The 11,683-nt window shown below is 63.9% G+C and carries 10 protein-coding genes; all 10 read right to left on the minus strand.

Annotated features, from left to right (window positions below; genetic code table 11):
- Positions 1-66: 66 nt before the first annotated feature.
- The 10 genes from H3T89_RS07035 to mraZ all read right to left on the minus strand — a co-directional run bounded on the left by H3T89_RS07035 (position 67) and on the right by mraZ (position 11,589).
- Entirely contained in the window at positions 67-1,299 is a 1,233-nt protein-coding gene (locus H3T89_RS07035; protein WP_198216682.1) for a UDP-N-acetylglucosamine--N-acetylmuramyl-(pentapeptide) pyrophosphoryl-undecaprenol N-acetylglucosamine transferase, read from the minus strand.
- Positions 1,300-1,369: 70 nt separating this feature from the next.
- Positions 1,370-2,593: a peptidoglycan glycosyltransferase FtsW gene (locus tag H3T89_RS07040; protein ID WP_015021566.1), complete on the minus strand. Its 1,224-nt coding sequence runs from the start codon at positions 2,591-2,593 to the stop codon at positions 1,370-1,372.
- The gene (murD, locus tag H3T89_RS07045; protein WP_198216625.1) at positions 2,577-4,016 is read right to left on the minus strand and encodes a UDP-N-acetylmuramoyl-L-alanine--D-glutamate ligase; all 1,440 of its coding nucleotides are present in this window, start codon (positions 4,014-4,016) and stop codon (positions 2,577-2,579) included. Before murD ends, H3T89_RS07040 begins: the two co-directional genes overlap by 17 nt.
- 79 nt (positions 4,017-4,095) lie before the next feature.
- Positions 4,096-5,199, minus strand: a complete 1,104-nt coding sequence (gene mraY, locus H3T89_RS07050; RefSeq protein ID WP_015021564.1) for a phospho-N-acetylmuramoyl-pentapeptide-transferase — start codon at positions 5,197-5,199, stop codon at positions 4,096-4,098.
- Between the two features lie 74 nt (positions 5,200-5,273).
- Positions 5,274-6,800 carry a UDP-N-acetylmuramoyl-tripeptide--D-alanyl-D-alanine ligase gene (locus H3T89_RS07055; protein ID WP_198216626.1) on the minus strand — a complete coding sequence of 509 codons (1,527 nt, stop codon included), beginning with the start codon at positions 6,798-6,800 and terminating at the stop codon, positions 5,274-5,276.
- Between the two features lie 9 nt (positions 6,801-6,809).
- Complete coding sequence (locus tag H3T89_RS07060; RefSeq protein WP_015021562.1) at positions 6,810-7,691, minus strand: hypothetical protein; 882 nt, start codon at positions 7,689-7,691, stop codon at positions 6,810-6,812.
- Positions 7,692-7,737: 46 nt separating this feature from the next.
- Positions 7,738-9,519, minus strand: coding sequence for a peptidoglycan D,D-transpeptidase FtsI family protein (locus H3T89_RS07065; RefSeq protein ID WP_110416965.1), 1,782 nt, complete (start codon positions 9,517-9,519; stop codon positions 7,738-7,740).
- Positions 9,516-10,007 (minus strand): hypothetical protein, encoded by a 492-nt coding sequence (locus H3T89_RS07070; protein ID WP_015021560.1) that lies wholly within the window; start codon positions 10,005-10,007, stop codon positions 9,516-9,518. The genes H3T89_RS07065 and H3T89_RS07070 overlap by 4 nt, the downstream gene beginning before the upstream one ends.
- Positions 10,004-11,095: a 16S rRNA (cytosine(1402)-N(4))-methyltransferase RsmH gene (gene rsmH, locus H3T89_RS07075; RefSeq protein ID WP_232348515.1), complete on the minus strand. Its 1,092-nt coding sequence runs from the start codon at positions 11,093-11,095 to the stop codon at positions 10,004-10,006. Before rsmH ends, H3T89_RS07070 begins: the two co-directional genes overlap by 4 nt.
- An 11-nt stretch (positions 11,096-11,106) precedes the next feature.
- Positions 11,107-11,589, minus strand: coding sequence for a division/cell wall cluster transcriptional repressor MraZ (gene mraZ / locus H3T89_RS07080; protein ID WP_110416964.1), 483 nt, complete (start codon positions 11,587-11,589; stop codon positions 11,107-11,109).
- Between the last annotated feature and the right edge of the window lie 94 nt (positions 11,590-11,683).

Consider the following 11,683-nt stretch of genomic DNA (forward strand, 5'->3'; position numbering starts at 1 on the left):
GCATCTCCTCAAACAGTTCAGGACCATTCAGGACTATCGTCCGTCGCCTGCCTCCATTATGCCCGATTAGACCCTCCTTGAGTCCTTGCGGGCTAGGTGATGGTCGGCCATGGTCAGAATCTGCTCAGCCATCACCTGGGCAGCGTCGCGAATCCCGTACCCCCAGGCCCGGCGGCGCATGTCAGCCAGCCTATCCTTATCAGCCATAAGAGCAGGGACGTGCTCGGCCATCCATTTGGCATCCAAGGCCGCATCATCGACCATGAGCCCTCCCCCGGCCTGAACGACTGGCTGGGCGTTGAACCGCTGCTCTCCATTGCCGATGGGCAAGGGCACGTATACGGCCGGCACGCCCAGTGCGGCCAGCTCGCTGACAGAGCCGGCGCCAGCCCTGCAGACCACCAGATCGGCGCAGGCGAAGGCCAGGTCGATCCGCTCCAAGTATTCGGCCATATGGTAGTCCCCCTGGCCCTGGTGGGCCGGATCCAGATCGTTGATGGCTGCATCGCCCAGATCATCCGCCACCTGCTCTCTGACTTGGTCGGCCTTGAAACGGCCCGTCAGATGAATGACCTGGGTTTGATCCAATAGCTGCCGGGCCGCGCCAGCCACCGCCTTGTTCAGGCTGAGCGCGCCCAGGGATCCCCCGGTGACCAAAAGGATGGGCCTATCGGGATCCAGACCCAAGGTCCGTGCAGACTCCCGGCGAGCGCCCGAAGGATCAGTCTCCATCTGCATGGCCAGTCGGGCGATGGCTGGCCGCAAGGGCAGACCCACGCGGCGTACGGGCACTCCGGCCCGGGCTCGGATGCCGGTATCCTCATAGGCCGTACCTACGAAATCAGCCCAGCGAGCGCCCAGTTTGTTGGCCATGCCCGCCCGGGCGTTCTGCTCGTGGACGACGATGGGCAGACCCAGGTTCCGTGCGGCCCTGTAGGCCGGTGCCGAAGCATAGCCGCCAAAGCCGACCACTATGTCGGCCGACCGATCCTGCAAATACCCTCGGACCCGCTGCACCTCATGCCGCCAACGCCGGGGGAAGGCGAGGGCGGCCTTACTGGGACGACGAGGGAAGGGTACCTTCTCAATCAGGTCCAGGGGCAGTCCAGCGGCCGGTACCAGGTCGTGCTCCAGCCCGACGGCAGTGCCAATCACGCTGACAGAAGCCTGGGGGCAGCGCTTTCGAATGGCCGCAGCCACGCTGAGCAGGGGGTTGACATGCCCTGCCGTCCCCCCTCCGGCCAGCACCAGATGGGGACCAGCGCCTTTTCCGGCATGCTCATGGTCGTCCCCAGGCATCCCGCTCTCGGTCCTCGTCGCTGTCGTCATCCGCGAATCCGCTTCCTTTCCGCCATATCCATTCCATATCTCAGGACCCGTCCGTGGCCGCCTTCACGTCCGGCTGGGTCCGAATCATCTGCAGGGCCACCCCGGCCGAAGCCAGGCAGGAGATCAGTGCGGTCCCTCCAGCCGACACGAAGGGCAGGGGCAGCCCGATCACCGGCAGCAGGCCCAGAACCACGCAGATGTTGATCAGGGCTTGGCCTACCAGCCACACATCCAGGCAGATCAGCACCATACCCGCATACCGGTTCCTGGTGGTCAGGGCGATCCTCAGCATGCACCAGCCCATGACCACGAAGACCAGAATAAGCATGGCTGCCCCTACGAAGCCCAGCTCCTCGCCGATGACAGCGAAGATGAAGTCATTGTGCGCCTCGGGCAGGTAGTTCCACTTCTCCCTGGAGTTGCCCAGACCGACCCCGGTCAGACCTCCCGAAGCCATGGCGTATAGCCCGTGTATGGACTGGTAGCAGACACCCTGAATGTCTTCCGCCGAGCACTTGCCGTAGGCGGCCATGATCCGCTGTGTCCGGTTGCTGTTGCCGTAGACCGAAAAGCCGATGACCGCCGCCATCCCCAGGACCGCCAGGCTGAGCAACCATCGCAGGGGGAAGCCTGATACCAGGAAGGCCACGAAGCCGATGATGACGATGATCATGGCCGTTCCCAGGTCCTTGCCCAGCATGATGAACATGAAGCTGATCAGAAAGCCGAAGGCCGGCTTGGCATAGGCCTTGGCCAGGCTCTTCAAATCGGAATCCTTGCCAGCCTGCCGCTGGGCTTCGATCAGGGCCTGTGGCAGCCACAGGCACAGGGCCAGTTTGAGCAGCTCGGCCGGTTGCATGGAGACGCCCCCCACCGAGATCCATCCCTCGTTGCCGTTGGCGGAGCGCCCCAGCGGGGTGCGGGTCAACAGCTGGATGCCCTGGCTGACAACCAGAAACCAGGTGCTCCAGCTCCGGTAGTGATCAATGCTGATCCTCACGGCCAGAAGGGCCAGCAAGAGCCCCAACACTGCGTATATGGTCTGGCGAATGACCTGGCTCCAGGGTGAGCTACCCTGGGCCACCAGATCCACAGCCGAAGAGGAGAATACCATCATCAGACCGAAGACCGTGGTGGCGACGACTGCGGCCAGAAAACCGTAGTAGCACCAGAGCGGGTTGAGAATGGCCCGCCAGCCTCGGTAGTCCCCCTTGCCGCCAGCCCCCTGGGAGGGGGCCTTGTTGGAATCAGTGTCGCGCTTCATGCTCGTGGACCCATTGTGTTGCCTGCTTGGCAAACTGATCGCCCCGGTCGGCATAAGAGACGAATTGATCCATGGAAGCGCAGGCGGGGGCCAGCAGAACCACCTGGCCGGGCTGTGCATAGGAGGCAGCCGCACGAACGGCCCGGGCCATGACCTGATCACCGGCACCTGGATCGATCAGGGTAACCGGCAGATCGGGCGCCTGATCCTTGATGGCTTGGGCCATGGGCTGCTGGTCCTGGCCGATGACCACTGCTGCGGCCAACTTGGACCTGCGGGATCTGACCAGATCGTCGAAACGGGCACCCTTGGCCAGTCCGCCGGCCAGCCAGACCACCTGGCCGTCATGGTAGCTGGCCAGGGAGGCCTCGGCGGCATGGGCGTTGGTGGCCTTGGAATCGTCTACAAAACGGATGGCCTGCGAACCCTGGCCCAGGGTGGCCACGGTGCTGATTCTGTGGTCGCCGGGCGTGAAAGCACGCATGGCCTCGATGGCCGCATCGACCTTGGCTCCAGCACCCAGTGCCAGGGCCAGTGCACAGAGAGCGTCAGCCAGCAGATGAGGATAGACCGTGCCGTCAGGCTCACACAGATCCGTCAGATCGGCCACCCGGACCAGCCGGACGCCATGCTCAAGGTCCTGACCGGTCAATCCGCTGCGGTCCACGACCCATCCATCTTCCACACCCAGCTGCCCAACCTCGGGCCGCCCCAGGGTGAACCCCACCAGTTGGCAGCCGGAGGCCGGCTGAGCCTGTCTGGCCAGGTCGGAGACCCGGGAGTCATCGACGTTGTAGACCAAGGCCTTGCGCACACCACGGTAGATGCGCGCCTTATCGGCTGCATAGGCCTCGAAGCCCCCATGCCAGTCCAGGTGGTCGTCGGCCAGATTGGTGATGGCCGCACACTCCAGGGTCGGTGAGAAGGTGAAGTGCAGCTGGAAGGAACTGAGCTCCACGCAGAGTATGTCATTGTCGGGGTCCAGGACGGCTGTGGAGACGGCCTTGCCGATGTTGCCCACCGCAGGGGCCGTGAATCCGCTGGCCTGCATCATGGCGGAGACCATCCTGGTGGTCGAGGTCTTGCCGTTGGTACCGGTGATCCCGATCCATGGGGCCGGCTGTCCGGTCCGTTCTGAGGGCACCCGCAACATCCAGGCCATCTCCACCTCGCTGACCACGGGAATGCCCCGACCTTGTGCCTCAAGGATAAATGGAGTGCGCGGATTGAAGACAGGAGAAGCCATGACCAGATCCACCCGGGTCCAGTCCACCTGGTCGAAGTCATGAAGATCGGCCTGCGGAGCACGCTGGTCCACAGTTGTCACCCCGGCCGCCCGACCCCGCAGGGCTGCGGCCACGCTCCGTCCGGAAACACCCAGCCCGGCGACCAGTACGCGCTTCTGGCTCAAGTCAATATCCATGAACACCTCATTCCGCTAGCTCTGGCATCTGCTTGGCATGATACCGGCTGCCGAAGTCCGGTACCGTGAATGGACGCACTCAGATGGGCAAACCGGAGCGGACCACCCAGTCTGCATAGAAGCAGACCAGGGCCAGCAGGACGAAGATCAGGTCGACCATCCAGAACCGGACGACCACCTTGGACTCCTGCCAGCCCATCAGCTCGAAGTGGTGGTGGATGGGCGCCATCTTGAAGACCCGCTTGTGGGTGAGCTTGAAGTAGCCCACCTGGATGACATCGGAGGCCGCCTCTCCCACAAAAAGCCCACCCAGAATGACCGCCAGCAGCTCGGTATGGGTAGCGATGGACAGGGCTGCGAAGAGCCCGCCCAGAGCCAGGGATCCGGTGTCTCCCATGAAGATGGAGGCCGGATTGGTGTTGTACCAGAGGAAGCCGAAGCAGGCCACAGCCGCGCAGCAAGCGATGATGGCCAGGTCCAGGGGGTCTGAGACAGCGTAGGCATGGCCTGGATGGCCGCCGCCCTTCAAGTGGTAGCTCTCCCAGAAGGCGATGATTGTGTAACCCACGAAGGCAATCATGGAGGAGCCCGAAGCCAGCCCGTCCAGGCCGTCAGTCAGGTTGACCGCATTGCTCCAGGCCGTCATCAGCAGATTGACCCAGATGATGAACAAGACCACGGACAGGACGCTGCCCGCCATTCGGAAGTCGATGATGGGCTGCTCCACGAAGGATATGCCTGCCTGCGCGCTAGGGTAACCGTTCTTGGTGGGCACCTTCAGGGCCAGCACCGCATATATGGTGGCCAGAATGAACTGGCCGATGAACTTGGCCCTGACCGACAGGCCCAGGTTCTGCTTCTTGCGCACCTTGGCGAAGTCGTCGATGAAGCCCAGGAGGCCCATGGAGAGCATGGCGAACAGAACCAGCATGGCCGACAGGGACACGGACTCCCCCCGCGACAAGTAACGGTAGAGCGCCGAAGCTGCCCAGCCCAGCAGAATAGCCAGGTTGATGACCAGCCCGCCCATGGTCGGGGTGCCGCGCTTTACCAGGTGGGACTTGGGCCCGTCCTGGCGGATGTACTGGCCGTAGTGCAGGCGGTGGACCAGCCGTATCAGCAGGGGGGTCCCCGCCAGCGTCACCACCAGGGCGACCAGGATTCCGATGATGAGGGCAATCACAGTGTGTACTCCAACTCTTGGATTCTGTCCTTGAATATTAGACCCCGCTGCGGGGATGCCGGTAGATTCATAGCTCAGCCCTGCCACCGGTCGGCCAGATCGGACAGACCGGACATGTGTGAGCCCTTGAGCAGGACGAGATGCTGCCGGTCCGAATGCTCGGCGCATAGGCGGCGTACCATTTTATCGGCCTGATCGGCATCCTGGGCGAAGAGGACCCGCATGGCTCCAGGCTGATCCCCGCTAGGATCGGATGGGCCACCGGCACCACGGACCAGGGCTTGGACCAGACCGTCCATCTGCTGATCCCGGCAGCCCACCGCGACCAATGCATCAATGCCCTGACGACGGCAGTAGGTGCCTATCTCCTGATGCAACTGCTCCCCTCGATCGCCCAGCTCAAGCATGGCCCCCAGGACGGCTATCCGATAGAGCGGGCCATCGGATCCCCTCCAGGCGGCCAGGGCGTCCAGACCGGCCCGCACAGAGTCGGGATTGGCGTTGAAAGAATCATCAATCAGGGTGAAGGAGGCATCCGGCAGCTGGACCGAAGATACGGCCATTCGATGCGGGCTGATCCGCTGCTGTCGACCCAGCTCGTCGGCGATACGATCTGCGTCCAGACCCAAGGCGTGGGCTACCGTGGCGGCGGCCAGGGCATTCATGACATTGTGCCGTCCCGGGATGCCCAGACGCAGCCGAACTGGTTGATGGCCACGCAGGCGCAACTCAAAGGCCGACCTGTCCAGGCTATCGCTATCCAGATAGCGAGCCGAACCGTCCAAATCGCGGTCCCTTCCACCGTCCTCACCGGCCATGCCAAATCGCAGGACAGGCCCAGAGGCCAGATCGGCCATGGCCGCCACCCGGGAATCGTCTGCATTGAGCACGGCGGTCCCGTCCGGCACCAGGCCTTGCACGATCTCGCTCTTGGCCTTGGCGATGCGCTCCACGGAGCCGAATTCGCCCAGGTGGGCCACCCCCACCTTGAGGACCAGAGCCATGTCAGGGGGAACCATTCGGGTCAGGCTTGCTATCTCGCCCACGTGATTGGCACCCATCTCCGCCACCAGGTAGCGGGTGTCCGGCCCGACCTCCAAGGCAGTCAGAGGAAGACCGATCTCATTGTTGAAAGACCCGACCGGAGCCACCACAGGACCCAGCAGGGCCAGCAGGGAGGCCAGCAGATCCTTGGTCGTGGTCTTGCCGACAGAGCCGGTGATGCCGATGACCGTGAAAGGGCCTGAGGCCTTGCGCCGACGGTCTATGTTGGCCCGCGCCAACAGCCCCAGGGCAGCAACCGTATCGTCCACAAGAATCTGCGGCAGGTCAGCACCCGGAACGAGGCGGTCGACCAAGGCCGCGCGGCAGCCCTGGGCCCCCAGGCCGGGAACATAGTCATGCCCGTCCACGTGCTCGCCCTTGATTGCTACGAAGAGCCCATCTGCGCCCGCCTGCCGGGAGTCGGTCACCACCCGCATGCGCACGGACCGCCGATCGGGTTCGCGACCAGGACCGGCCTCGACCAGCCGACCGTGCACATATCCGACGACCTCTTCCAGGGTCATGGGCATGGACCCGGCCCCTACAGACTGACTCATCCTCACCTCTCAGGACATTTCACGGGAGACGCGCAGGGCGCTCCTGATGTTGTTGCGTTTGACGCCGGCGGCCATGGTCATGGCGATGCACAGGGACAGATCGTCGCTTTCCGCATCCGCGGGCAGGGACTGGCGGGCCAGCCCGTCTGATTCCTCGTTGCGCCGGGCCACGATGGTGTGCCCGCCAAGGTTGAATCCGTATCGACGGGCCTTGGAGATCAGCCTCACGTGCCGCATATCGCGGGTGGAGCCCTCCTGGGCGCCCAGGGCCACCACATCCAGGTCCACCGCCTGCAGGGCATCCCTTGCCAGGGTCTGTTCCTCCACGGAGATGACAACGGCGGCCGCCCCGTCTTCCAGGGCGATGGACAGACTTCGCTGCACATCGAACATGCTCAGGGGATATTCCAGGTCCAGTCGCCGGTCCAGCGAGTACGAACCCTTGGCGCTGAGAATGCCGACGGGATTGCCCAGCACGTGCAGGAAGTCGGCCAGGAGATCCACCTGATCCTGTACCTGGGAACCAACCAAGGCGAAAACAGCCAGGGCTCCAGAAGGATCACCGGCGGCGTTGGCCAGCAACTGGCCCATCTGCCAGGCGTGCATGGTGCCGAAGAGCAGGGGTATGCGGGCTCGGCCCACCTCTTGACGCGCCGAGGTCGGCAGCAGGGCTGCGTAGGCCCCACGGCTTTCGGCCTCCTCGATCATGCCCTGGTCCACCTGGTGGTCTGCAGGCACGTACAGGCTGCCGGGACGCACTGAGGGCAGGTCGTCCACCAATGAGGTCACCGTGACTGGTTCAGCGAAGTCAGGGACCAGGGTCAACCCGTAGCGCCCCTTGAGCTGACCCAGGGTCAACCGTCGGGAGATTGATTCACTCAGCGCACTCATGCTGCAATCTCTCCTTCGTCCGGGAACGCCATGATGCCTGCCGGTATCACCATGTTACCGGGATAGCATCGGTCCTCGGCGGCGAAGCGGGGACCTGGTATTTCTGCATAAGGAATTCACCGATCTGGGCAAAGATGGGTCCGGCGGTCATACTGCCGAAAACGCCATCGCTGCTGTGGGGGTTCTTCAGCGCCACAGTGACCACAAAATGGGGGTCGTCGGCGGGCAGGATGCCCACCCAGTCGCTGATGATGCCGCTCAGGTTGCCCGAGCTGTCGGCCACCTCGGCGGTTCCGGTCTTGGAAGCCACCCGATAGCCTTCCACCTTGGCTGTGTTCTGGTACTTCTCGGCCACCGACTCCATGCCGTTCATGACCGCAGCCGCCACCTTTTCGTCCACGACCCTGACCTGATTGGCCTTGACGGCGCCTTGGCCGCGGATGATGGTCTGGTCGGAACGGACTCCCTTGTTGGCCAGGGTGGCGACGGCATTGGTCAGCTGGACAGCGTTGGTGGCGTAGCCCTGTCCGAACAGAACCGTGTTGCGGGTGCGCCGGTCCCAGGTCTGAGGCGTGGTCAGCAGGCCCTTGGACTCCCCTGGCAGACCCAGCGCCGAGGCCTGGCCGATGCCGAAGCGGGTCAGATACTCGTAACGCTTCTGATCAGAGTACTGATCCGCGGCCATGATCATGCCCACATTGGAGGAGTTCTGCAGAATGCCGGCAAGAGTCCAGTGCTCGGCGGGGTGATAGAAGGCATCCTTGTACTGCTGGTTGTCCACGGTGATATGGTCGGGCACGGTGAAGCGGTCGCTCATGGCGTGGAGCTGCTCCTGGAGCATGCCTGCGGCAGAGATGGTCTTGCCTATGGAGCCGGGCTCGAAGGTCTCCGCCACCGCCCTTGAGGAGTTGACCTTGGCCTGGTCGCTACCAGCCTGGTAATCATCGGTGTCGGCCAGGGCCACGATCTCGTTGGTGCGGGTGTCCTGAACCACAGCCAGGCCCCAGTCCGCCTGATAGCGCTGGCAACCTGACTTGAGGGCCTGACGGACGTACCAGAGCACGTCCTGGTCAATGGTCAGGGTGACATCCTTGCCGTTGACCGGATTGCGCTGACGGGTCACGGTTCCTGGAATCTCCTGGCCCAGCATTCCCTGCTGATAGACCGTATAGCCGTCAGTGCCGGTCAGCCGCTTGTTCTCCATCTGCTCGATCCCGGCCACGCCCTTACCGCTGTCGTCGATGCCCCCGATCAGGGCCCCCATCAGATCCGCGTGCGGATAGGTGCGTTCACTGCTCAGTTCGGCCGTGATGATCCCCTGCAGCCCCAGCTTGTCGATAGCGCGCTTGACCTCGGGGGTCACCCCTTTGGCCAGGACCACATATCTGCCAGGCACGCTGAGCTTGCCTCCCAGCTCCATGGCATTCATCCCCAAGGCCGGTGCCAGGAGGCGGGCCACGCCGGCAGCACCGTCGGCGCCCACCGGGTGGCCTTTGATGCTGTGGCAGTCGCTGCCTGTGCGCTTGGTGCAGTTGACAGGTATGAAGGAAGCGGCCGCCTCGGGGTCGCCGATGATGTTGTACCGCTCCAGGCTCTGGGCCAGCACCCGGCCATTGACATCCAGGATGCGGCCGCGCTGGGCCTTGATGGTGTGCGGCACGGTGCGACCCGCCGCAGCGGCCTGGGCCATGGACCTTCCGTCGAAGAGCTGGATATATGCCAATTTGCCCAGGGCCAGCGCGGCCACCAGGACCAGGATCAGGCCAACGGACAACGAACGCTTGCAGAAGGACAGGCGCCAGGAGCGCTTGGCTCCCTTCCCGCTCATGGATTCCCCGCCTTGTCCTGGGCGTTCTCGGGAGGCTTATAGCCCTGCAGATCGATGGAGTTCAGACCCTGCTGAGGCTGCATGCCCAACTGCTGGGCCTTGTCCGGCAGGGAGGCCTGGAGCTGGTCGAGCTTGTTCTGGTCGTCCTGGACGTCCTGGTTGAGGTTGCTGATCTCACGCTGGATTCGGGTGGCTTCGAAGGAATCCTGGACCATCTGGGTGCGCAGCATCAGGGAGCCGAACATGCAGGCGGCAAGAAAAACCACGGAGGTCATGATCCGTAGCAGAGGATTGCCGCGGGTCCGCGTCCAGCCGATCAGACGCCGGGCCCCCTCAGCCACTGGGCCTCGTTCCGGCCGGCGCGCCTTGCCTGCCTTGCCCGTGCCCTTGATCAGACTCAGCTCAGGCCTGGTGGGCATCTCCTGGATGCGAGGATGTCCCTTGTCCGGAGTGGCCTTGGAACGGACTGAACGTGCTGGCATGGTCATGACCGGCGCCTCGATTCCGGACCATGGCCGACATGGCGGTGGCGACCATCTGAACTCTCACCATGCGCCTCGGCCTGAAGCCGACGACGACGCTCCTCAGGGATGGCTCCTATCTTCTCCACGGCCCGCAGGCGCACTGAGGCGGACCTGGGGTTGCGCTCCCGCTCGGCCGGGTCAGCTTTGATGGCCCCATGAGTCAGGTCCGACAGATAGGGGCGGGCCTGATCGGGTACCACCGGCATACCCGCCGGCAGGTCCACGTGCAGCCCAGACGCCATGAAGCGCTTGACCATGCGATCCTCCAGGGAGTGATAGGACTCCACAACCAGACGCCCCCCCTGGGCCAAGCGAAGAATGGCCTGGGGCAGGGTGCGCCTGAGACGGTCCAGCTCCCCGTTGACCTCGATGCGCAGGGCCTGGAAGACCCTCTTGGCCGGATTGCCGGGGGGACGATGGCCACGCGGCACAACCCTGTCGACCAGACGGTCCAGCTGGGCCGAGGTGGTCAGCGGCTGCTGCTGCCTGGCCTCAACGATGGCCCGAGCGATGCGTCCTGCATAGCGTTCCTCCCCGTACCGGGAAAAGATGTGGGCCAACTGATCCTGGTCATACTCGGCCAGGACCTGTGCGGCCGTCAGCTCCTGGCTGGTGTCCATGCGCATGTCCAACGGAGCGTCCTGCCGGTAGGTGAATCCCCTGTCGCGCTGGTCAATCTGCAGGGAGGACAGCCCCAAATCCATGAAGACCAGATCAACCTGGCCTACACCCAGCACATCCAGCTGCTGATCCAGCTGGTCAAAGGGGGCATGTACCGGTGTGAAGCGGTCGGCCAGACCCTCGTCTCGCATCCGGCCAACGGCCAGATCAAGGGCCTGGCGATCCCTGTCGATGCCAATAAGACGGGCCTCAGGGCAGGACTTGAGGAAGGCGGTGGCGTGACCTGCCAGGCCCAGCGTGCAATCCACAGCCACGGCCCCAGGGTGCCCCAAGGCGGGCCGGGCCAGCGCAAGGCAGCGTTCCAGCAGGACGGGACGATGGACCATGCCCCTGTCCACGGCCTCCTGATCGGGTGGATTGCGATATTCCATGAGGGCCTCCATCAGCAATCCACCGCCGGAAGAACATCGTCGGCAATATCGGCGTAACCCTGCTCCTTGCTATCCAGGTAGGCGGACCAGGAATCCTGATCCCATATCTCAGCACGGGTACCCACGCCGATGACCACGACAGGGCCGGTCAGCCGTGCATAGGAGCGGAGCATAGGCGGAACCAGGATGCGCCCCTGCTTGTCTGGAACCTGGTCGACGGCGCCGGACAGAAATACCCTCAGGTAGTCCCTGGCTGACTTGTCACCCATGGAGGTGTGTTGGATGCGCACGGCCATCCGCCGAAATTCCTCGGTGGGCAGCAGGCTGACGCAGCGCTCCTGGCCGCGGGCCATGACCAGGCCCTGACCCAGCTGGGCGCGGAACTTGGCCGGCAGAGCCAGGCGGCCCTTGGAATCCATCTTGGGCGTATAAGTGCCCAGAAGCATGGGCGGCAGGGAAGGCGGGGCGGCATCTGCGTCGTATGTATCGGCCATGCCCCACCTCCAATGCCAGTTTGGTAACTGTGGGACGACCCCATCGGGTAGCGTCCCCTGCGCAACGCTCCCCACTTTACCCCACTTATCCCCA

Source organism: Bifidobacterium sp. W8114 (assembly GCF_016101165.1).
Lineage (GTDB): Bacteria > Actinomycetota > Actinomycetes > Actinomycetales > Bifidobacteriaceae > Bombiscardovia > Bombiscardovia asteroides.